Genomic DNA, 20,904 nt, shown 5'->3' on the forward strand with positions numbered 1-20,904 from the left:
GCATTAGGTATGAAGATAGCTGGCAAGACCCTTCTCGCCATGTCCCTGATGGGCGTGATGGCGGGTGCAGTTCAGGCGGACGACAAGGTTCTTCACGTGTACAACTGGTCCGACTACATCGCACCGGACACCGTCAAGAAGTTTGAAGACGAGTCGGGCATCAAAGTGGTCTACGACGTCTTCGACAGCAACGAAACCCTGGAAGCCAAATTGCTGGCGGGCAAGTCCGGTTACGACATCGTCGTGCCGTCGAACAACTTCCTGGCCAAGCAAATCAAGGCTGGCGTTTACCAGAAACTGGACAAGTCCAAGCTGCCTAACTGGAAAAACCTGAACCCTGAGCTGCTCAAAGCGGTATCGGTGAGTGACCCGGGCAACGAACACGCCTTCCCGTATATGTGGGGTTCGATCGGTATCGGTTTCAACGCCGAGAAGGTCAAGGCTGCACTGGGTGCCGATGCGCCGACCAACTCCTGGGACCTGATCTTCAAACCTGAAAACGCTGCCAAGCTGAAGTCGTGCGGTATCAGCTTGCTGGACTCGCCAACCGAGATGATTCCGGTAGCGTTGCACTACCTGGGCCTGCCAACCGACAGCCAGAAGAAAGAAGACATCGACAAAGCCGAAGCGCTGATCATGAAGGTCCGTCCTTCGATCGCTTACTTCCACTCGTCCAAGTACATCTCTGACCTGGCCAACGGCAACATCTGCGTAGCCGTGGGTTATTCGGGTGACATTTACCAGGCCAAGTCCCGCGCGGCTGAAGCCGGTGACAAGGTGAAAGTCAGCTACAACATTCCGAAAGAAGGTGCGGGCAGCTTCTATGACATGGTCGCCATGCCTAAAGATGCCGAAAACGTTGAAGGCGCCTACAAGTTCATGAACTTCCTGATGAAGCCGGAAATCATGGCGGAAATCACCAACGCCGTGCGCTTCCCGAACGGTAACGCGGCCGCCACACCGTTGGTTGATAAAGACATCACCAGCGATCCAGGCATCTACCCGCCAGCGGACGTGCTGGCCAAGCTGTACGCGATTGCCGACTTGCCGGCCGCGACCCAGCGGCTCCTGACTCGCAGCTGGACCAAGATCAAATCGGGTAAATAAGAAGTAAATTTGTAGCAGCTGCCGAAGGCTGCGTTGAGGTCCGAAGGACCTCCGCGTTTTCAACAGCACAACTGCTTCGCAGTTGAACGCAGCCTGCGGCAGCTGCTACAGATCTTCATAAAGTTTGCTGGAACGGTTTTTCGAGGGTAAGTTGCGCGCCGGTTTTGTTGCCGGGCAGCCATGGCTGTCATGTAACGCGGGGCAACTTGGGCCCAACTCATTTTAGAGGACCTCCACTTGCCAATTTTTTCTTTGTTTCGCAATGCCATGCTGGTTGGCGCCGGGCTGACGCTTGCCGTTAGTGTCCAGGCCGCCGGCACTGTGCATATTTATAACTGGTCGGATTACATCGGTCCGACGACCCTGGCGGACTTCCAGAAAGAGACCGGCATCAAGCCGGTTTATGACGTTTTCGATTCCAACGAAACCCTGGAAGGCAAGTTGCTGGCCGGGCGTACCGGTTACGACGTCGTCGTGCCGTCCAACCACTTCCTCGGCAAGCAGATCAAGGCGGGCGCTTTCCAGAAGCTCGACAAGTCGAAGCTGACTAACTATTCCAACCTTGATCCGGTGCTGCTCAAGCGTCTGGAGCAAAACGATCCGGGTAATCTTTACGCTGTTCCCTACCTGTGGGGTACTAACGGCATCGGTTACAACGTCGAAAAAATCAAGGCGGTACTGGGTGTCGACAAGATCGACTCCTGGGATGTGGTGTTCGAGCCGGAAAACATCAAGAAACTGCACGGCTGCGGCGTAGCGTTCCTCGATTCTGCCGATGAAATGATGCCAACGGTCCTCAACTACATGGGCCTGAACGCCAACAGCACTAACCCCGAAGATTACAAAAAGGCTGAAGCCAAATTGCTGGCGGTGCGGCCTTACGTCACGTACTTCCATTCGTCCAAGTACATCTCGGACCTGGCCAACGGCGACATCTGCATCGCCATCGGTTTCTCCGGTGACATGTTCCAGGCCAAGGCCCGGGCGGAAGAGGCCGGCAAAGGCGTAAACGTTGCCTACACCATTCCCAAAGAGGGTGGCGCGTTGTGGTTCGACATGCTGGCGATTCCCAAGGATTCGGCCAACGTCAAAGAGGCCCACGCCTTCATCAACTATTTGTTGAAACCCGAGGTGATCGCACAAGTCAGTGATTCTGTTGGCTATGCGAACCCCAACCCCGGCTCGGACAAACTGATGGAACAGTCCATCCGCACCGATGAGTCGGTGTATCCACCGCAAGCCGTCCTCGACAAGACTTACGTGTCGGTCGAGTTACCACCAAACATTCAACGTTTGATGACCCGCAGCTGGACCAAGGTCAAGTCGGGTAAATAGCTTCAGGGCTCAAACTATCCAAGGTTGGCTCACCTTGAGCGAACTGCACTCTTTTTTTCTGGGAGTTTCGTAAATGGCAGTTGCCTCCGGCGCCTATAAGAAAGCCCTCGAGGGCGACCAGTCACCTAAACAGGTGCTGGTCAAAATCGACCGGGTCACGAAGAAGTTCGACGAGACGATTGCCGTGGACGATGTGTCCCTGGAAATCAAGAAAGGTGAAATTTTCGCCCTGCTCGGCGGCTCGGGATCGGGCAAATCCACGTTGCTGCGTATGCTCGCCGGCTTCGAGCGACCGACCGAAGGGCGGATTTTCCTCGATGGCGTAGACATCACCGACATGCCGCCGTACGAGCGGCCGATCAACATGATGTTCCAGTCGTACGCCTTGTTCCCGCACATGACCGTGGCGCAGAACATCGCCTTCGGCCTCAAGCAGGACAAGCTGCCCGCGGCTGAAGTCGATGCGCGCGTGGCCGACATGCTCAAGCTGGTACAGATGAGCCAGTTCGCCAAGCGCAAGCCGCATCAGCTGTCCGGTGGCCAGCGTCAACGTGTGGCACTGGCGCGTTCGCTGGCCAAGCGACCGAAGCTGTTGCTGCTCGACGAACCGATGGGCGCACTGGACAAAAAGCTGCGCTCGCAGATGCAGCTTGAGCTGGTCGAGATCATCGAGCGCGTCGGTGTAACCTGCGTCATGGTGACCCACGATCAGGAAGAGGCCATGACCATGGCCGAGCGCATTGCGATTATGCACCTGGGCTGGATCGCCCAGATCGGCAGCCCGATCGACATCTACGAAACCCCGACCAGCCGTCTGGTCTGCGAGTTCATCGGCAACGTCAACATCTTCGACGGTGAAGTGATCGACGACGCCGAAGGCCACGCCACCATCACCTGCAAGGACCTGGACCGTCAGATCTATGTGGGCCACGGCATCAGCACCTCGGTGCAGGACAAATCCGTGACCTACGCGATCCGTCCGGAAAAACTGCTGGTGACGCCGATCATGCCGACCTGCGAATACAACTGGTCCAGCGGCAAGGTGCACGACATTGCCTACCTCGGTGGTCACTCGGTGTTCTACGTCGAATTGCCGAGCGGCAAGATCGTCCAGTCGTTCGTCGCTAACGCCGAGCGCCGCGGTCAGCGCCCAACCTGGGGTGACCAGGTTTTCGTGTATTGGGAAGACGACAGCGGCGTGGTACTTCGCTCATGAACATGCGCAAATTCAAACGCCGCCTCAATCGAATAATTCCCGGTGGCCGCCAGTTGGTCATCGGGGTTCCGTTCATCTGGTTGTTCATGTTCTTCATGTTGCCGTTCTTCATCGTCTTGAAGATCAGCTTCGCCGAAGCCGACGTGGCCATTCCGCCGTACACCGAGATTTACAACTTCGTCGACCAGAAGTTGCAGGTGCTGCTCAACCTCGCCAACTACGCGATGCTGGCGGGCGACGAGTTGTACATCGCAGCCTACCTCGGCTCGTTGAAGATGGCGCTGATCAGCACCGTCCTTTGCCTGCTGATCGGTTACCCCATGGCCTACGCCATTGCCAGTGCCCGTAAAGAGATGCAAACGGTGCTGGTGCTGCTGATCATGATGCCGACCTGGACCGCGATCCTGATTCGCGTGTATGCGTGGATGGGCATCCTCAGTAACAACGGTTTGCTCAACGGTTTCCTGATGAGCATGGGCTGGATCAACGAACCGCTGCAGATCCTCAACACCAACCTCGCGGTCTACATTGGTGTCGTTTACTCCTATCTGCCGTTCATGATCCTGCCGCTCTACGCCAACCTGGTGAAGCACGACCACAGTCTGCTGGAAGCCGCCTCGGACCTCGGTTCGAGCACCTTCAACAGCTTCTGGAAGATCACCATTCCACTGTCCAAGAACGGGATCGTCGCCGGCTGCATGCTGGTGTTCATTCCGGTGGTGGGCGAGTTCGTGATCCCGGAACTGCTCGGCGGTCCGGAAACCCTGATGATCGGTAAAGTGCTGTGGCAAGAGTTCTTCAACAACCGTGACTGGCCGGTGGCGTCTGCCCTGGCGGTGGTGATGCTGGCGATCCTGATTGTGCCGATCATCCTGTTCAACCGTAGTCAGGCCAAAGAAATGGAGGGCAAAGAATGAAGCGCTTCAGATTCTCCAGCCTGATGCTGGTGTCCGGTTTGCTGTTTATCTACGCACCGATGCTGATCCTGGTGATCTACTCGTTCAACGCCTCGAAACTGGTGACAGTGTGGGGCGGCTGGTCGATCAAGTGGTACGTCGGCCTGCTCGACAACACCCAACTGATGGGCTCGGTGGTGCGCTCGCTGGAAATCGCCTGCTACACGGCGGTGGCAGCGGTCGCACTCGGTACGTTGGCGGCGTTTGTGCTGACCCGCATCACACGCTTCAAGGGTCGCACGCTGTTTGGCGGCCTCGTTACCGCGCCGTTGGTGATGCCCGAAGTGATCACCGGTCTGTCGTTGTTGCTGCTGTTCGTGGCGATGGCGCAGATGATCGGTTGGCCACAGGAACGCGGCATCATCACCATCTGGATCGCGCACACGACCTTTTGTGCCGCCTATGTCGCGGTGGTCGTTTCCGCCCGCTTGCGTGAGCTGGACCTGTCCATTGAAGAAGCGGCCATGGACCTCGGGGCCAAGCCATTCAAGGTGTTCTTCCTGATCACCATCCCGATGATTGCGCCATCGCTGGCGGCAGGCGGCATGATGTCGTTTGCCCTGTCGCTGGATGACCTGGTGCTGGCGAGCTTCGTGTCGGGGCCGGGTTCCACGACCCTGCCGATGGAAGTGTTCTCGGCGGTACGCCTGGGCGTGAAGCCTGAGATCAACGCCGTGGCCAGCCTGATTCTGCTGGCGGTGTCGATCGTGACCTTCCTGGTCTGGTTCTTCAGCCGCCGCGCCGAAGAAAGCCGCAAGCGTGCGATTCAACAAGCCATCGAAGAAGGCGCTGCCGACTCCTGGAAACAACCGGACGTGCGCCGCGCGCAGGCGCCGGAAGCGGCCTGAGCTTGATGCGGGTTGACCACATTCATGTGGTCAACCCAGTTCCAATGTGGGAGCGAGCAAGCCCGCTCCCACATTTGGTTTAGGCAATCCAAGGGGATTGGCGGATGATCTCGACGAAGTCCATCGGCTTGAACCCCGCCTCGCTGTCGACCAGCACATCCGCATTCACCGTGCCGAACGTAGTGTCCGGCTTATGCTTGAAGCCGTTGGCGAACGCACACAGGATGCACTCCTTGAACCCTTCACCCCGTGGATGCGCATGCACCACCGCCTCACGCTGCTCGGTGGAAAACGCCGCGTAGTCGATGCCCAACACGTCCATTTCAACGCCTGCGGTCACCAGCGCCACGTTCGGCCGCAAGTGCTGTGGCACGCCCGGTGTGGTGTGCAGCGCAATCGACAACCAGACCTGCTCGATATCGTCGTCGTTTAGCCCGAAAGGCTTGAGGAACGCTTTGGCGGCGTTGGCGCTGTCGACTTCAAAACGCTCGTCATCGCTGCGATGACCTTCCACCAGGCCGAGGTCATGGAACATCGCGCCGACGTACAACAGTTCCGGGTTATAGGCCAGTTGCTTGCGCTCGCCGCTCAAGGCACCGAACAAAAACACCCGGCGCGAGTGGTGATACAGCAGGTCGGATTCGACGTCGCGGATGTATTCGGTGGTGGCCTTGGCCAGTGCGCTGTCGGGGATGTTGATACCGGCAATGTTGCTGCTCATGGTGCTGTCCTCGCGGGGAACGCCGTGGCGGCGCTGATGGGCAAAGTCTGTGCTGGCCCCCGGAAGTGGACAATCGATCCATGGCTGCGATCCTTGCCAATGAACCTGCATATCGCGCCAACCTCGCTTGTTGTGCGTGGATTGGCTAAGTTTGATGGACCACGCAGCCCCGTAGCAGCTGCCGAGCCTGCGAGGCTGCGTTCGGCTGCGCAGCAGTCGTAAACCCTGAAAATGCGGTTTATCTGTAAGACCGAGGCGCTTGATTTCACGACTGCTTCGCAGCCGAACGCAGCCTCGCAGGCTCGGCAGCTGCTACAGGTCGTGTAATGGCTAACAATTGAGGGCGTTTCTCGCCATGAGTAAAACCATCGCCATCGTGGTCTTCGCCGGCGTTCAGTCCCTGGACGTCACCGGTCCCATGGATGTGTTTTCTGAAGCCAATCGTTTTCTCGAGCCGCAAGACCACTATCGGCTGGAGGTGATCGGCGTCGGGCGCGGAGTAATGCCGTGTTCCAACGGTCTGTCGCTCAATGCCCACACGCATTTCAGCGAGGCGATAGAGGCGTATGACTTGCTGCTGGTGGCCGGTGGGCCGCAGTTGCCGTTCATGGATTTTGGCGGCGCGTTCGATGCCTGGCTGCGGGGTGCCTGCGCGCGGGCACAACGCTTTGGCTCGATCTGCAATGGCGCGTTCATACTCGCCCGGGCCGGATTGCTCGATGGACGAACCGTGACGACCCACTGGGGCGACGCTGCCGCTCTGGCACAGTTGTGTCCGTCGACCCGGGTCGAGGCGGATCGCTTGTACGTGCAGGACGGCGAGCTCTATACCTCCGCCGGTGTCACCGCGGGAATCGACTTGTCGTTGTATTTACTGGCCAGGGACCACGGGCCGGACGTTGCGTTGAACGTGGCCAAGCGTCTGGTGGTGTTCACTCAGCGTTCGGGCGGGCAATCTCAGTTCAGCCCGTTTCTGATGCCCCACGCTGAACCCACTTCTGTCGTGGCGATGGTTCAGCTCTACGTGCTAGCCAACCTTACAGGCGATCTGACCCTTGCTGACCTGGCGATTGCGGCCAACATGAGCTCGCGCAATTTTTCCCGGGTGTTCGCCAAGGAAGCAAAAATCACCCCGGCGGAGTTCGTCGAGCGGGCGAGGGTGGATGCGGCGCGAGTGCTGCTGGAGAGCACGCATTCGCCGCTCAAGACCGTGGCCTACCAATGTGGATTTCGCGATGCCCAGCACATGCGCAGCGTGTTCAACCGCAGGCTGGGGGTAACGCCGCAGCAGTTCAGACGGAATTTTGCTGCGATGGTTTGAACACAAATTGTTGTTGTCTGGTTAGGCCTCTTCGCGAGCAGGCACCGAAAATCTACGGCACATCTCGCGCTGGCAAAAATTTCAGCGTGCTACGCGTATTGGCCGTGACTTCTTCGTTGTTGAAATGCGCTTCGTAGTAAACCCCTTCGACATACGCCTCGGCCTGGTCGTCGTAGTGGCTGTCGAACGGTACGCCGCTCTGGCCGACCGGGTTGATGGTCAGGCTGTGAGCCGGGTCGGCAAAGTCGACCAGGCGCCGCGTCGACGGGCCGTAAGTCACCGGCCAGGGCGCCGGGCCGATTTTGGCCGAGAGGTTGTTCGGTACTTCATGCGTGCCGGGTGCGGCGAACGGCCCGACGTTGAAGATCCGGTCCAGCGGCTTCTGCATGCCCAGTGGATGGCCATGCGTCAGGGTATGTGCCTTGCCCCACTGCCACTGCGCCGAATCCGCACCCAGGGTGGTCTTGAGGTGAGCGATGCTCGCTTGCCAGGCAACCTTGACCGTATCGGCCCGGGTTTCCTTGTCGAGGGTGTTGCGGTTGTCCCACCACGGTGAATCAGGCGTGGCAGCCAGTCGTGGCAGTGCAGTGTCGATCACCCGGGTCGAGAGCAAGGTCTCGAAAAAATCATTCCCCAGCTCATCGTGCATCGTTGCGTCGGCCAGGTTGAACAGGAACTGGTTGAACAGCGTGGCGCTGGTGGAGTCGAGCGGGTAGTCGCCTGTCCACTGCGCCAGTTGCTCCACCAGCTTGAGTTCTGCGGGATCGCTCACCACCTCACGCAGCACCGGCAACAACGGCGCCAACAGACGGGGGGCGTAGGCAGTGGTGGTGCCCAGTTGCAGCTTCTTGCTGGCGTCGATGTCCCACTTCACGTTTTTGTCGCTGAGCTGGTGATTGAGTTGCTGGCCGCGATCGGCGAGGTTGTAGTAGCCCGGAATTTCCATGCCGGTCGGCGACAGCGGTTGGAAGTTGGCCGAGACGATGTAGCCGCGTGCCGGGTTTTCTTCTTGCGGGTTGGCGCTGAACGGGTAGAAGCCGTCCTTGTCCGGCTGATTGGTGCTGCCGTCGAGGATGAAACCGGGCTTCACCCCAACCGCGCGTTTAGGCAGTAGCGCCGAGGCCCACCAGCCGATGTCACCCTTGGCGTTGGCGTAGACAATGTTCAACCCCGGCGCCTGAACCTTGGCGGCTGCGGTGCGCGCCTTGGCCAGGGTGTCGGCGCGGTTGAGCTGGTAGAAGCCTTCGAGAATCGGGTTTGGTGTTTCAAGGAAAGCCCACCACATGGCCACCGGCGTCTTGCCGGCCGCCGTGCCGAGTGCGTCGTTGATGATCGGCCCGTGGGGCGATTGACGTAGCGTCAGCTTGACCGGTGCCTGGCCCTTCACGGCGATCTGTTGCTCGGTGGTGACCATGTCCACCCACTTGCCGCGATACCAGACCTGATTGGGGTTGTCCGGGTTGGTCTTCTCGGCGATCAGGTCCAGATCATCGTTCTGGAACATGGTCAGGCTCCAGCCGAAATCCAGGTTGTGGCCCAGAAACGCAAACGGCACCAGCGCCTGATGGTGGCCGTACAGTTCAAAGCCTGGCGTCGAGAGTTGCGCCTCGTACCAGACCGCCGGCACCGAGAAGCGAATATGCGGGTCGCCGGCCAGCAGTGGCTTGGCGCTTTTGGTGCGGTTGCCGGCAATCACCCAGGCGTTACTGCCCTCGAATTGTGGCAGGCCATTGTCGGCCAGCGCCTGTTCGCTCAAGCGGGCAAGAGCGTTGAGGTCTTTCCAGTCACTGGCGGACAGTGCTGGAGCAGATTTGGAATGCCCCTCGGCCAACACGCCTTTGGGCTGCCAGTCGAGGTCGAAGATGTTCAGGTAGTCGGCGCCCAGTTGGTCGCGCACAAACGTCAGCAAGGGTTCGGTGCGAAACGCTGCGGCAAAGCTGTACGCCATGTAACCGGCGACGCTGATGCTGTCTTCAGCCGTGAACGGGCGTTTGTGGATGCCCAGCACGTCGAACTCGGCGGGCGCAGCGTGGCTGTCCTGATATTGATTGATCCCGTCCAGATAGGCTTCCAGGGCCTTCCATGCCGGCGACTGCCGATCCAGCGCGGCCACATAGCTTGCGGCACGTTCACGAATACGCAGGCTGCGGAACAGTTTGTCGGTGTCGATCAGTTTCGGGCCGAGGATTTCCGCCAGTTCACCACGGGCCAGGCGCCGCATGGCTTCCATCTGGAACAAGCGGTCCTGGGTCTGCACATAGCCGAGGGTACGGTAGAGGTCGATTTCGTTTTCAGCGCGAATATGCGGTACGCCGCGCTCGTCGTAGCGCACGGTCACCGAGCTTTGCAGGCGTTGCAATTCCACTTGGCCCTGGCGCGTCGGTTGCTTGCTGTACACGTACCCGCCGACCCCGATGGTGAGCACGACTACCAGCGAGGCAAGTACGGTCAGGACGCGTTTCATGGTGACTCCTTGTTCTTATAGGATTGCCGCCCGTGTGGGCTGCAAACATGTAACACAGACCTTCTGTGTCGGGCATTGCGGTCCTGCAAAAGTCAGGAATGCCTTACTTCACTTCCACCGGCCAAGGGCAGTAGCAACCGATGGCCAGCGTATGGGTTGCGCTCACCGCGCGCCCTTCGCTCAGTGCTTGCAGAATGGGTTCGATAAAGCTGTTGTTCGAATTGCAGGTCAGGCCTTCGCTGTACGGACCGAAATAGGCCAGTTTGCCGCTGCGGTCCCAGATCGCTACGGCCGGGCTGGCGGGGATCTGTTCGGCGCCAGGCAGCACGTTGATGGTTTTCAGGCTGCTCAGCGTGGTGGGTAGCTGGCCGTGACTGCCGGGTTTTTGCACGGCGTAAAACTCAACGCCTTGCGGCACATAGCGCTCAACCAGTTCGCTCAAGTGTTGTTGGTTGCCGACGTTGCACGGGCAGGCCGGGTCCCAGAAGTGCACCAGACGGATGGCGCCGGGGCCGGCGAGGTCGTCGGGCAGGCGCAACGGGTCGCCGGAAAACACCGCGGTGTGTTCGCTGAACGCGCGCAAGTAGCGCCCCTGAAACCAGTCATATGCGGCCCACAAAACGCCGGCACACACGAGGGCGAGCAGGCTGGCAAGCAGTGGGGTGCGGTAGGCCGGACGCATGGGTTTGAATCCTCGAAGGTCGGCTAGCTTGCCATGCTTGCTGCGACAGATGAATATCGCAGGCCTATAAAGTCTGTTTAACGCTCTGGAATCCTTCATGTCCGCCACTTTTGCCCCCGATCACTTGCGCGCCAGCCTGCGGCCATTGGCCGAAGGGCAGGCGCTGTCGACCGAGGCCATGGCATATCAGCGTTTTTACGGGCTGGATTTTCCGGGTCGTACGCTGCGCGGGGGGCTGGGGCGTTTCGAGATCGATGGCTATGAATTGGTCAGTCAGTACTGGTGGCCTGAGCGGGCGAAGGCGACGTTGTTTATGTTCCACGGGTTCTACGATCACACCGGGCTCTACCGCCATGTGATCGAGTGGGCGCTGGATCAGGGGTTCGCCGTGATCGCCTGCGACCTGCCGGGGCATGGTCTGTCCAGCGGCGAGCGGGCGAGCATCAAGGAATTCGCCGAGTATCAGGACACGCTGGAAGGCTTGTTCGCCGAGGCGTTGTCCATCGACCTGCCGCAGCCGTGGCACCTGTGCGGGCAGAGCACGGGCGGGGCGATCGTGATTGATCATGTGCTCAATCAAGGCGCGAACAGCCCCGCTCAAGGTCAGGTGATTCTATTGTCACCCCTGGTCAGGCCGCGTGCCTGGGGTTGGTCAAAGCTCAGCTATTACCTGCTCAAACCTTTCGTCAAAGCCATCGCCCGGCGCTTTAGCGAGAACTCCAACGACCCTGATTTCTTGCCGTTCCTCCAGGCCGATCCTTTGCAGCCGCAGCGTCTGCCAACGGCGTGGGTCGGGGCGTTGGCGCGCTGGATCAAGCAAATCGAGGCCGCACCGAACAGCCCGCGTCGGCCGCTGATCGTGCAGGGGCAGGCGGACATGACGGTGGATTGGGAGCATAACCTTGAGGTGTTGAAGGCCAAGTTCGACCGGCCTCAGGTGTTGATGTTGCCAGAGGCACGGCATCATCTGGCGAATGAGACGCTGGTGATGCGGGAGGAGTATTTCGGGTTTTTGACCAAGCGGATCAAAGGCCGGAATCTGTAGCGACAGTTCTGGCCCCTTCGCTGGCAAGCCAGCTCCTACAGTTGGAATGCGTTCCCCTGTAGGAGCTGGCTTGCCAGCGAAGGGGCCTTCACAGACACCAACAATTACTGGGCCAAATTCGAAGCAGGTTGCCCCACCGCCAACCCCGCCCGAATCGCCGCCAGCGCCGCCTGGTAATAAGCCTGGCCCTCGGTGGACTCGGCAAACGTGGCGAACTCTTCCAGTTCGTCATCCGAAAGGTCGCGATAGACATACAGCAACGTGTTGTTCAGGTCGCTGCCGATCTGGTCCATCAAGCGCTGACGCTGACCGTTCAACATCCCTTGCGCCTGACCACCACCGAGCAACCCTGGGATCATTGAACTCAGGCTGTCGGCCGCAACGCCTGCAATCGCCAGGCTGACTTCAGCCCCCGCCTCGCGGGCGGGCAGGGCCTGGGCCAGATGGCCGATGATCAACTGACGGCTGTCGCTGGCCTGAATCTTCGGCAGACCCTTGGCGTTTTTCGCCAATTGGTCGCGACGGGTTGCCAGCAGTTCGGCAGCAACGACCTTTTTGCCAAGGGGCGATTGAAAGAAGGTCAGTGCGGGTTTGGGGTCGGCGAGACTCTTGCGCATTTGCGCTTCGGCACGCTGATCGACGGACTGGGCAGCGAAACGCTGATTGCTGTTATTGACCAGTGCTTGAAACACCGCGGGTGGCAGGCTGCTCTCGTAGCGTTTTTGTGCGGCCGTGAGAGCATCGTTGAAATGCGCGCGTTGCTCTGGCCAGCCGGCGACCTTGTACAACTGGTCGTGGCCGTCTGCCCAAGCGGGCAAAACACAGAGCATCAACAGTGAAAAAAGCAACCGGCGCATAGGGACTCCTGTCAGCAGCCGACTATTCTCCGTGTGGCATCCGCGCTTGTCGAGAATTCGTATCAACCCGCTGCGTGGCTCTGTCGGATTTTCAGGCACAGGAATACTATGCGCGGCATGCAAATACCCTCTGATCACCCGCTGCTGTTGCGTATCGTTGACGACCTGGCTGCACGCGGCTGGTCGCAACAGAATATTTTCCTGCCTCAGGATCTGACCCGAGCGCTGGCGGCTGAGTGCCGTAAACGTGCGGCCGAGGGTGAACTGGCCCCAGCCGCCGTAGGCCGAGGTCCCTCATCGGAGGTTCGCGAGGGGATTCGCGGTGACCATATTCAGTGGATCGACCCCGGCCAGGCCGAGGCGTGCGACAGCTACCTAGCGTTGATGGACAGCCTGCGACAAGCGATGAATCGCGGTTTGTTTCTGGGTCTGGAAGATTTCGAAAGCCATTTCGCGCTGTACCCGCCCGGCGCGTTCTACCTCAAGCATGTCGACCGTTTCCGCGATGACGACCGGCGCATGGTGTCGGCGGTCGTCTACCTCAATGACGCCTGGCTGCCCGAGCACGGCGGTCAATTGCGCATGTATCTGGATGAGGGTGTGGAATACGATGTCGTGCCCACCGGCGGATGCCTGGTGGTGTTTCTGTCGGGCGAAGTGCCCCACGAAGTCCTGCCCGCCACCCGGGATCGCCTGTCGTTGACTGGCTGGTTCCGGCGTCGGGGTAATGAGCCGTTCTGATCATGCAAAAGATTCTGGTAAGCCGCTGCCTGCTGGGCCACCGCGTCCGTTACGACGGCGGGGCCAGCGGGCCATTCGATCAGCTTCAGCAGTGGCTGGATGAAGGTCGGGTCGTACCGTTGTGTCCCGAGGTTGCCGGCGGTTTGCCGACGCCCAGGGCAGCGGCGGAAATCCCCGGCGGGCAGGGCGCTGAAGTGCTGGATGGCCAGGCCTGCGTGATCACCACCGAGGGCGAGGATGTCAGTGCCGAGTTTCTATCCGGGGCTTATCAGGCGCTGGAACTGGTGCAAAAGCACGGCATCCGCATCGCCGTGCTCAAGGCCAACAGCCCGTCCTGCGGGAATTTGCTGACGTATGACGGAAGCTTCAGTGGCGTGAAGGTTACGGGCGAAGGTGTGACGGCGGCTTTGCTCAGGCGCAATGGCGTGCAGGTCTTCAGTGAGCTGGAGTTGGCCGAGGCGGTGGCTGCTTTGGCCATGCAGGACTGACAACCGACACAAAACCAATGTGGGAGCGAGCCTGCTCGCGATAGCGAATTAACATTCAACATCTTTGTTGACTGGTCCACCGCTATCGCGAGTAGGCTCGCTCCCACAGGTATATCACTGACTTTTAGATCTGCAGTGCCTCACGGCTTCGGCGCCACACTCGCATCCGCCGTAAACCACTTCTGCTCCAGCGCTTGCAGTCGCCCGTCATCCTTGATCCGCTGCAGCGCGTTTTCCAGGCTGGCATGAAACGCCGGGTTACCTTTCTGAAACGGAATCGCCAGGCTCACGGGTGAGGCGGCGTTTGGTTTCTCTTCTGTAAACGACTGCACCAACACCATCGGACGCGGTTGCTCTTCTTTCTGCGCGATCAATTGCGCATTGGTTTGAACGTAAGGCTCGCTGAAGTCGAAACGTTCTTTCAGGTCCGGGGTCATTGCTATGTGATTGATGGCGACGTCGTACTTGCCGCTTTCAACGCCGGTCAACAGATCGCCGGAATCGGTGACAACGAAGTCGGCCCGCACATCCAGTTCGTTGGCCAGCATTCGACCTAGTTCGACTTCAAAGCCCGCGAGTTTGTCGTCTTCCTTGAAATTGAAGGGCGGTGTATTGGCCTCAAGCGCAATACGCAGTTCGCCGCGGTCGTTTATGTCGTCAATCAGTTCGGCATGAGCCAGAGGGCTCAGAAGGGGTAGCAAACAGATCAGGCCAGGCAGAAAACGCATGGTCACTCCTTTGAATTCATTATCGCGATGCTCTGATTCAGGATCGCTTTGCTATGGTTATCGAGTGCCTTCGACAACGATTGACCATGAAGTTGTCATGGTCACGCGGATTTTACGGAAAAACTGGAGAAGAGAATGAAAACGTTTATGTTTCGTGCTGCTTTGGCTGGCCTGCTGATGGGTGTTTCGGTGCTGGCCAGTGCGGCTACACCGGCCCCGAAGGGCGCTGAAGTGTTCTTCGTTGATCTTGAGAACGGTGACACGGTGCCGCAAACTGTCATCGTCAAGTTCGCTGTCGAGAACATTTCCTTGGCTCCGGCGGGCAATACCACAAAGAACACCGGTCATCACCACTTGCTGATCGACGTCGACGAGCTGCCAGCCGCCGGTGCGCCGATTCCCAAAGATGCCAACCACCAGCATTTCGGCGGCGCGCAGACCCAGGGTGAAGTAACGCTTACGCCGGGCAAACACACCTTGCAGCTTGAACTGGGCGATAGCAACCACATACCGTTCGATCCGCCGATCGTTTCCGAGAAGATCACCGTCAACGTTAAGTAACCTGCTCGGAATAAAGAACCGCGCCCATGAAAAAGGAGACCCCAAGGTCTCCTTTTCTTGTCGCTCAAGTCACTATCAGAACAACACGCGGCAACGAATGGTGCCGTTGATGTGCTGCAGTTTCTCTTGGGCGATTTCCGAGTAATCGGCGTCGACGTCGATTACCACGTAGCCGACTTTCTCGTTGGTCTGCAGGAACTGACCGGAGATGTTGATGCCGTTTTCGGCGAAGACCTTGTTGATCTCGCTGAGCACGCCCGGAATGTTTTCGTGGATGTGCAGCAGGCGGTGCTTGCCAGGGTGAGCCGGCAGGGCCACTTCCGGGAAGTTCACGGACGATACCGAAGTACCGTTGTCGCTGTACTTGACCAGTTTTTCCGCCACTTCCAGACCGATGTTAGCCTGGGCTTCAGCGGTGGAACCACCGATGTGCGGGGTCAGGATCACGTTGTCCAGGCCACGCAACGGGCTTTCGAACTCTTCGTCGTTGGAGCGTGGCTCCACCGGGAATACGTCGATGGCCGCGCCGATCAGGTGCTTGTCCTTGATGGCCGCAGCCAGGTGGTCCAGTTCGACCACGGTGCCGCGGGCGGCGTTGATCAGGATGCCGCCTTTCTTGATGGCGCGGATTTCCTTCTCGCCCATCATCCACTGGGTGGCGGCGGTTTCCGGTACGTGCAGCGAAACGATGTCGGACATCGCCAGCAGTTCGTGCAGGTTGCCTACCTGAGTAGCGTTACCCAGTGGCAGCTTGGTGATGGTGTCGTAGAAGTACACCTGCATGCCCAGGCCTTCAGCCAGAACCGACAGTTGAGTGCCGATCGAGCCGTAACCGACGATGCCCAGCTTCTTGCCACGGATCTCGAAGGAATTGGCCGCGCTCTTGATCCAGCCGCCGCGGTGGCAGGAAGCGTTCTTCTCAGGGATGCCGCGCAGCAGCAGGATCGCTTCGGCCAGCACCAGTTCGGCAACGGAGCGGGTGTTGGAGTACGGTGCGTTGAACACCGCGATGCCGCGTTCGCGAGCTGCGTTCAGGTCAACCTGGTTGGTGCCGATGCAGAAACACCCTACAGCCACGAGCTTCTTCGCGTGATCGAAGATCTCTTCGGTCAGTTGAGTGCGGGAGCGAATGCCGATGAAGTGCGCATCAGCGATCTTTTCCTTCAGCTGGGCTTCCGGCAGAGAACCAGTGAGGTACTCGATGCTGGTGTAACCCGCCGACTTGAGAACGTCGACAGCCGATTGGTGGACGCCTTCGAGAAGAAGGAACTTGATCTTGCTCTTATCGAGAGAAGTCTTGCTCATCTGCGTAAACCTGTATCCCGGAGAAAAATGGCAGGAAATGGTCAACAGACGCTGACCCCGACGGCAAGAAAGCCGTCGCCGCAGAACAGCCTTTGGGCACTATCCTGCGGGGTCGATATGCTAGCATAGGCGCCCCGCTAAACACTCATTCCTGCGACGTGAAGCGTTCTCAGGATGACCATGAATTGTTCGAGAGTTCTGTCGATGACCAATCCTGCCTTGATTGAAGAGCTGAAGACCCTGGTTGAGCCTGGCAAGGTGCTGACCGATGCCGACTCCCTGAATGCTTACGGTAAGGATTGGACCAAGCATTTCGCCCCGGCCCCGACCGCTATCGTGTTTCCCAAGACCACCGAGCAGGTGCAGGCTATTGTCCGTTGGGCCAATGAACACAAGGTGGCGCTGGTGCCGTCCGGCGGTCGTACCGGGCTTTCCGCCGCGGCGGTGGCCGCCAATGGCGAAGTAGTCGTGTCGTTCGACTACATGAACCAGATTCTCGACGTGAACCTCACTGACCGCACGGCCGTTTGTCAGCCAGGTGTGGTCACCGAGCATTTGCAGAACGTCGCTGAAGAAAAAGGCCTGTACTACCCGGTGGACTTCGCTTCGGCAGGTTCCAGCCAGATTGGCGGCAATATCGGCACCAATGCCGGCGGGATCAAGGTCATTCGCTACGGCATGACCCGCAACTGGGTTGCGGGCATGAAAGTCGTGACTGGCAAGGGCGACTTGCTGGAACTGAACCGCGACCTGATCAAGAACGCCACCGGCTACGACATGCGTCAGCTGTTCATCGGTGCCGAAGGTACCCTCGGTTTTGTGGTTGAAGCGACCATGCGTCTGGACCGGGCCCCGAAAAACCTCACTGCCATGGTACTTGGCACCACTGATTTCGACTCGATCATGCCGGTATTGCACGCGTTCCAGAGCAAACTCGACCTGACCGCCTTCGAATTCTTTTCCGATAAAGCCTTGGCCAAAGTCATGGCGCGCGGCGATGTCCCGGCACCCTTCGAAACCGATTGCCCGTTCTACGCGCTGCTGGAATTCGAAGCGACCACCGAAGAAGTGGCCAACCACGCCCTGGAAACTTTCGAGCACTGCGTCGAGCAGGGCTGGGTGCTGGACGGCGTGATGAGCCAGAGCGAAACCCAGTTGCAGAACCTCTGGAAGCTGCGCGAGTACATCTCCGAAACCATTTCCCACTGGACGCCGTACAAGAACGACATCTCGGTCACCGTGTCGAAAGTCCCGGCGTTTCTCAAGGAAATCGACGCGATCGTCGGCGAACATTACCCGGACTTCGAAATCGTCTGGTTCGGCCACATCGGCGACGGCAACCTGCACTTGAACATCCTCAAGCCGGATAACCTGAGCAAGGACGAGTTCTTCGCCAAATGCGCGACCGTCAACAAGTGGGTGTTCGAAACCGTCGAGAAGTACAACGGTTCGATTTCCGCCGAGCACGGCGTGGGCATGACCAAGCGTGATTATTTGACCTACAGCCGTTCCCCGGTCGAGATCGAGTACATGAAAGCAGTTAAAGCGGTGTTCGACCCGAACGGCATCATGAACCCGGGCAAGATCTTTGCTGTTTGATTTTCGAATGTTAAGAGCACGAACCAGGAGTCGGAAATGAGCTATCAGCACCAGTATGTCGACGGTACGCGTATTCATTTTCCGCTGGGGAAAGTGGTGTGCATTGGCCGCAACTACGCCGAACACGCCAAGGAACTGGACAACCCGGTGCCTACCGAGCCGCTGCTGTTCATCAAGCCGGGCAGTTGTGTCGTGCCGCTGGAAGGCAGTTTTACGATTCCGACCGAGCGCGGTTCAGTTCACTACGAAGCAGAAATTGCTGTGTTGATCGGCAAGCCGTTGTCGACCAAGCCGAGCCGTGAAGAAGTGCTGGATGCCATCTCCGGTTTCGCTCCGGCGCTGGATTTGACCCTGCGCGACAAGCAGGCCGAGTTGAAATCCAAAGGCCTGCCGTGGGAAATAGCCAAGTCCTTCGACGGCGCGGCGGTGATCGCGCCGTTCGTGTCCGGCAGCACCTTTGCTGATCTGACCGATATCGGCATTCGCCTGACCATCAACGGCGAAGTGCGCCAGGATGGCAACAGCAGCGCGATGCTCAACCCGATCGTGCCGATGATCCAGCACATGGCCGGCTGCTTCTCGCTGCAGGCCGGTGACGTAATCCTGACCGGCACGCCGGTGGGCGTTGGTCCGCTGAATGTCGGTGATGAGATTGTTCTGGAGTTGCCAGGCGCGAGCCGCTTCACCAGCGGCGTGCGCTAAGTCCAGAGACTGCAAAACCCTGTAGGAGCTGGCTTGCCAGCGAAAGCGGTGCAACAGTCAACATGGATGTTGAATGTAAGGGCCTCTTCGCTGGCAAGCCAGCTCCTACAGGGCTTGGGGCAATCCCGCTATTTCCCGTTTTTTTCACATTTTCTCTGGATAATTCCGGCGCTTGCGGCGTTTGAGCCGGTCCCAATTATGCTATTACCCTTAGCCTGAATTTCTGGAACGCATCCCCCAATGGCCACCACACCGCTGCCCACCTTCAAAACTGCCAGCCGCTCCCGCTTCGCCTTGCGTTGGTATTCCTGGCTGTTGCTGGTTGCAGCCATCGCCTACGGTGTGGCGTTTGCGATGCATTGGGATGACCGGGGTATGCTCTGGGTGAAAGAGCAATTCAAAAGCCCGGCCGAGCGTCAGGCCAGTATCTGGCTTCCTGACTACCGGGCAGTGATCGATGCCAAAACATTGCCGGGTATGGAAAAGGACGAAGCATCGGATCTCGCCTACGACCCTCAGACCAAAACCCTGTTTTCGGTGATGGGTAAAAATCCGTTCTTGGTCGAGTTGTCGTTGCAGGGTGATGTGCTGCGCAAAATTCCATTGGTGGGCTGGAGCAACCCTGAAGGCGTCACCGTGCTGGGCAACGGCCTGCTGGCGATTGTCGATGAGCGCGAACACCTGATCACCATCGTCAAGGTTGATGCTGACACCCGTGAATTGAACGTCGCCAACTTTCCGAAGTACGACCTTGGGCCTTCGAAAGACCAGAACAAGGCCTTTGAAGGTGTCACCTGGGATTCGAGCAACCAGCAGCTGCTGCTGGGCGAAGAACGTCCGCCGGCATTGTTTGCCTGGCAGGGTGACGGCAAGGTCCTGACCGGTGACAAGCTGAAGTTGGCCAGTCATGCGCTGGACATGCGCAACCTGTCGGCCTTGGCCATCGACCCGCGGACTGGCCACATGCTGGTGCTGTCCGCCGAGTCCCACTTGTTGATGGAGCTGGACAAAAAGGGTGAGCAAGTCAGTTTCATCGCGCTGTTGAGCGGCTTCAATGGTCTGAAAAAAACCATTCCCCGTGCCGAAGGCGTGGCCATGGACGAAGCGGGCACGCTGTACATGGTGAGTGAGCCGAATCTGTTCTATCGCTTCGAAAAGCAGAAGTAGGCGGCAACACTCGCGCAGTTGTGGTCGAAAGCCACTGGCCATTAAGCTTGAATGCATACAGGCGTGATATTTCATCCGCCTGTTTTGTTTTCGAGCTCGCCTGAATGCGCCGACTTGCCCGTCCCAAACCCCTCATTTTGATCCTGTCAGTGATTGCGCTGATCGTGCTGGTTGCGGTCGTGCAATACATGCGCTTGTTCGAACGTGCCTGGTTCAACCTGCATACCCTTTGGCAGCCGCAGAGCAGTGAATCCATTGGCCTGGATCAATACCGGGTGGACATCGAAGCACGGGCGATCGACGGGCTGGACGATAACGTCTCGGCGCTGACGTTTGATCCGGTGCGCAAAAGCCTGTTCACGGTCACCAACAAAAACTCCGAGCTGATCGAGCTGTCCCTTGAGGGCAAGATCCTGCGGCGTGTGGCGTTGATTGGCTTCGGCGACCCGGAGGCGGTGGAATTCATCAGCCCCGACACCTACGTGATCGCGGATGAAAGCCAGCAGCGACTGATCAAGATTCATCTGGAGAAGGACACCACCTTCCTCGATGGTGCGGACGCCGAGCAGATGACCCTCGGCGTGCACATGGGCAGTAACAAGGGTTTTGAAGGGTTGGCTTACGATTCGGTGGGCAAGCGGTTGTTCGTCGCCAAGGAGCGCGACCCGATGCTGATCTACGAAGTGCAGGGCTTCCCGCATTACAACCCGGAGAAATCCTACGCGGTGCACGTGGTGAACAACCCCAAGCGCGATGCCGGGATGTTCGTGCGAGACCTGTCGAGCCTGCAATACGACGAGCGCAGCGGCCATTTACTGGCGCTGTCTGACGAGTCGCGGCTGATTCTGGAGCTGGATGTGGACGGGCGTCCGTTGAGTACGATGTCACTTAACAAGGGGCGCCAGGGCCTGCAAAAGACCGTGCCGCAAGCGGAAGGCATCGCCATGGACGACGATGGCACGATGTACCTCGTCAGCGAACCGAATCTGTTCTACGTCTTCAAAAAATCACCACAACCCTGACCAACACCCCAGAAACAACTGTAGGAGTGAGCCTGCTCG

At 58.8% G+C, this 20,904-nt stretch carries 20 protein-coding genes; 14 read left to right on the forward strand and 6 right to left on the reverse strand.

What is annotated here, in order from left to right; translation table 11 throughout:
- Positions 1-9 precede the first annotated feature (9 nt).
- The 5 genes from KGB06_RS17660 (at position 10) to KGB06_RS17680 (ending at position 5,462) form a co-directional block, all read left to right on the forward strand.
- A complete protein-coding gene (locus tag KGB06_RS17660) occupies positions 10-1,107 on the forward strand; it encodes a polyamine ABC transporter substrate-binding protein (protein WP_223518202.1) in 1,098 nt (365 codons plus the stop codon).
- A 237-nt stretch (positions 1,108-1,344) separates the two neighbouring features.
- Positions 1,345-2,442: a polyamine ABC transporter substrate-binding protein gene (locus KGB06_RS17665; RefSeq protein WP_317849412.1), complete on the forward strand. Its 1,098-nt coding sequence runs from the start codon at positions 1,345-1,347 to the stop codon at positions 2,440-2,442.
- Between the two features lie 73 nt (positions 2,443-2,515).
- Entirely contained in the window at positions 2,516-3,658 is a 1,143-nt protein-coding gene (locus KGB06_RS17670) for an ABC transporter ATP-binding protein (protein ID WP_223517868.1), read from the forward strand.
- Between the two features lie 35 nt (positions 3,659-3,693).
- Positions 3,694-4,575, forward strand: coding sequence for an ABC transporter permease subunit (locus KGB06_RS17675; RefSeq protein WP_317849414.1), 882 nt, complete (start codon positions 3,694-3,696; stop codon positions 4,573-4,575).
- Entirely contained in the window at positions 4,572-5,462 is an 891-nt protein-coding gene (locus KGB06_RS17680; RefSeq protein WP_223517872.1) for an ABC transporter permease subunit, read from the forward strand. The genes KGB06_RS17675 and KGB06_RS17680 overlap by 4 nt, the downstream gene beginning before the upstream one ends.
- 79 nt (positions 5,463-5,541) lie before the next feature.
- Here the strand turns inward: KGB06_RS17680 and KGB06_RS17685 are convergent, their stop codons facing one another.
- The gene (locus KGB06_RS17685; RefSeq protein ID WP_223517874.1) at positions 5,542-6,183 is read right to left on the reverse strand and encodes an HD domain-containing protein; all 642 of its coding nucleotides are present in this window, start codon (positions 6,181-6,183) and stop codon (positions 5,542-5,544) included.
- Positions 6,184-6,538: 355 nt separating this feature from the next.
- Between KGB06_RS17685 and KGB06_RS17690 the strand changes: the two genes are divergently transcribed.
- The gene (locus KGB06_RS17690; RefSeq protein WP_223517883.1) at positions 6,539-7,504 is read left to right on the forward strand and encodes a GlxA family transcriptional regulator; all 966 of its coding nucleotides are present in this window, start codon (positions 6,539-6,541) and stop codon (positions 7,502-7,504) included.
- 52 nt (positions 7,505-7,556) lie between these two features.
- Here KGB06_RS17690 and KGB06_RS17695 read toward each other — a convergent pair whose 3' ends face one another.
- Together KGB06_RS17695 and KGB06_RS17700 are read right to left on the reverse strand one after the other, a co-directional pair.
- Positions 7,557-9,968, reverse strand: coding sequence for a penicillin acylase family protein (locus KGB06_RS17695; RefSeq protein WP_223517886.1), 2,412 nt, complete (start codon positions 9,966-9,968; stop codon positions 7,557-7,559).
- Between the two features lie 103 nt (positions 9,969-10,071).
- Positions 10,072-10,650, reverse strand: coding sequence for a DUF6436 domain-containing protein (locus KGB06_RS17700; protein WP_223517889.1), 579 nt, complete (start codon positions 10,648-10,650; stop codon positions 10,072-10,074).
- 97 nt (positions 10,651-10,747) lie between these two features.
- Here KGB06_RS17700 and KGB06_RS17705 point away from each other — a divergent pair, with 97 nt between their 5' ends.
- Positions 10,748-11,695: an alpha/beta hydrolase gene (locus tag KGB06_RS17705; protein WP_223517892.1), complete on the forward strand. Its 948-nt coding sequence runs from the start codon at positions 10,748-10,750 to the stop codon at positions 11,693-11,695.
- Positions 11,696-11,799: 104 nt separating this feature from the next.
- Here the strand turns inward: KGB06_RS17705 and KGB06_RS17710 are convergent, their stop codons facing one another.
- On the reverse strand, positions 11,800-12,552 hold the full coding sequence (locus KGB06_RS17710) for a DUF2059 domain-containing protein (RefSeq protein ID WP_223517897.1): 753 nt from the start codon (positions 12,550-12,552) through the stop codon (positions 11,800-11,802).
- Positions 12,553-12,660: 108 nt separating this feature from the next.
- Here KGB06_RS17710 and KGB06_RS17715 point away from each other — a divergent pair, with 108 nt between their 5' ends.
- Positions 12,661-13,293 (forward strand): 2OG-Fe(II) oxygenase, encoded by a 633-nt coding sequence (locus KGB06_RS17715; protein ID WP_223517899.1) that lies wholly within the window; start codon positions 12,661-12,663, stop codon positions 13,291-13,293.
- Between the two features lie 2 nt (positions 13,294-13,295).
- Positions 13,296-13,781 (forward strand): DUF523 domain-containing protein, encoded by a 486-nt coding sequence (locus tag KGB06_RS17720; RefSeq protein ID WP_223517901.1) that lies wholly within the window; start codon positions 13,296-13,298, stop codon positions 13,779-13,781.
- Between the two features lie 140 nt (positions 13,782-13,921).
- On the opposite strand, the gene KGB06_RS17725 is transcribed toward KGB06_RS17720, so the two are convergent.
- Positions 13,922-14,509, reverse strand: coding sequence for a transporter substrate-binding domain-containing protein (locus tag KGB06_RS17725; protein ID WP_223517904.1), 588 nt, complete (start codon positions 14,507-14,509; stop codon positions 13,922-13,924).
- Positions 14,510-14,644: 135 nt separating this feature from the next.
- Between KGB06_RS17725 and KGB06_RS17730 the strand changes: the two genes are divergently transcribed.
- Positions 14,645-15,070 (forward strand): DUF4399 domain-containing protein, encoded by a 426-nt coding sequence (locus tag KGB06_RS17730; RefSeq protein ID WP_223517907.1) that lies wholly within the window; start codon positions 14,645-14,647, stop codon positions 15,068-15,070.
- A 75-nt stretch (positions 15,071-15,145) separates the two neighbouring features.
- Here the strand turns inward: KGB06_RS17730 and serA are convergent, their stop codons facing one another.
- On the reverse strand, positions 15,146-16,375 hold the full coding sequence (gene serA / locus KGB06_RS17735) for a phosphoglycerate dehydrogenase (RefSeq protein ID WP_223517909.1): 1,230 nt from the start codon (positions 16,373-16,375) through the stop codon (positions 15,146-15,148).
- 204 nt (positions 16,376-16,579) lie between these two features.
- Between serA and KGB06_RS17740 the strand changes: the two genes are divergently transcribed.
- The 4 genes from KGB06_RS17740 to KGB06_RS17755 all read left to right on the forward strand — a co-directional run bounded on the left by KGB06_RS17740 (position 16,580) and on the right by KGB06_RS17755 (position 20,865).
- Positions 16,580-17,974 (forward strand): FAD-binding oxidoreductase, encoded by a 1,395-nt coding sequence (locus KGB06_RS17740; RefSeq protein ID WP_033049202.1) that lies wholly within the window; start codon positions 16,580-16,582, stop codon positions 17,972-17,974.
- A 36-nt stretch (positions 17,975-18,010) separates the two neighbouring features.
- The gene (locus KGB06_RS17745; protein ID WP_223517910.1) at positions 18,011-18,676 is read left to right on the forward strand and encodes a fumarylacetoacetate hydrolase family protein; all 666 of its coding nucleotides are present in this window, start codon (positions 18,011-18,013) and stop codon (positions 18,674-18,676) included.
- Positions 18,677-18,916: 240 nt separating this feature from the next.
- On the forward strand, positions 18,917-19,843 hold the full coding sequence (locus tag KGB06_RS17750; protein WP_223517911.1) for an SdiA-regulated domain-containing protein: 927 nt from the start codon (positions 18,917-18,919) through the stop codon (positions 19,841-19,843).
- Positions 19,844-19,947: 104 nt separating this feature from the next.
- A complete protein-coding gene (locus tag KGB06_RS17755) occupies positions 19,948-20,865 on the forward strand; it encodes an SdiA-regulated domain-containing protein (protein WP_223517913.1) in 918 nt (305 codons plus the stop codon).
- Positions 20,866-20,904: the final 39 nt, after the last annotated feature.

The sequence above is a fragment of the Pseudomonas sp. GL-B-19 genome, from assembly GCF_019956415.1.
GTDB lineage: Bacteria > Pseudomonadota > Gammaproteobacteria > Pseudomonadales > Pseudomonadaceae > Aquipseudomonas.

Coding starts and splice junctions, on each gene's coding strand:
- KGB06_RS17700 (WP_223517889.1), bottom strand. CDS start 10,650: ATGCGTCCGGCCTACCGCACCCCACTGCTTGCCAGCCTGCTCGCCCTC.
- KGB06_RS17715 (WP_223517899.1), top strand. CDS start 12,661: ATGCGCGGCATGCAAATACCCTCTGATCACCCGCTGCTGTTGCGTATC.
- serA (WP_223517909.1), bottom strand. CDS start 16,375: ATGAGCAAGACTTCTCTCGATAAGAGCAAGATCAAGTTCCTTCTTCTC.
- KGB06_RS17670 (WP_223517868.1), top strand. CDS start 2,516: ATGGCAGTTGCCTCCGGCGCCTATAAGAAAGCCCTCGAGGGCGACCAG.
- KGB06_RS17690 (WP_223517883.1), top strand. CDS start 6,539: ATGAGTAAAACCATCGCCATCGTGGTCTTCGCCGGCGTTCAGTCCCTG.
- KGB06_RS17695 (WP_223517886.1), bottom strand. CDS start 9,968: ATGAAACGCGTCCTGACCGTACTTGCCTCGCTGGTAGTCGTGCTCACC.
- KGB06_RS17730 (WP_223517907.1), top strand. CDS start 14,645: ATGAAAACGTTTATGTTTCGTGCTGCTTTGGCTGGCCTGCTGATGGGT.
- KGB06_RS17755 (WP_223517913.1), top strand. CDS start 19,948: ATGCGCCGACTTGCCCGTCCCAAACCCCTCATTTTGATCCTGTCAGTG.
- KGB06_RS17685 (WP_223517874.1), bottom strand. CDS start 6,183: ATGAGCAGCAACATTGCCGGTATCAACATCCCCGACAGCGCACTGGCC.
- KGB06_RS17745 (WP_223517910.1), top strand. CDS start 18,011: ATGAGCTATCAGCACCAGTATGTCGACGGTACGCGTATTCATTTTCCG.
- KGB06_RS17660 (WP_223518202.1), top strand. CDS start 10: ATGAAGATAGCTGGCAAGACCCTTCTCGCCATGTCCCTGATGGGCGTG.
- KGB06_RS17750 (WP_223517911.1), top strand. CDS start 18,917: ATGGCCACCACACCGCTGCCCACCTTCAAAACTGCCAGCCGCTCCCGC.
- KGB06_RS17720 (WP_223517901.1), top strand. CDS start 13,296: ATGCAAAAGATTCTGGTAAGCCGCTGCCTGCTGGGCCACCGCGTCCGT.
- KGB06_RS17705 (WP_223517892.1), top strand. CDS start 10,748: ATGTCCGCCACTTTTGCCCCCGATCACTTGCGCGCCAGCCTGCGGCCA.
- KGB06_RS17680 (WP_223517872.1), top strand. CDS start 4,572: ATGAAGCGCTTCAGATTCTCCAGCCTGATGCTGGTGTCCGGTTTGCTG.
- KGB06_RS17710 (WP_223517897.1), bottom strand. CDS start 12,552: ATGCGCCGGTTGCTTTTTTCACTGTTGATGCTCTGTGTTTTGCCCGCT.
- KGB06_RS17740 (WP_033049202.1), top strand. CDS start 16,580: ATGACCAATCCTGCCTTGATTGAAGAGCTGAAGACCCTGGTTGAGCCT.
- KGB06_RS17725 (WP_223517904.1), bottom strand. CDS start 14,509: ATGCGTTTTCTGCCTGGCCTGATCTGTTTGCTACCCCTTCTGAGCCCT.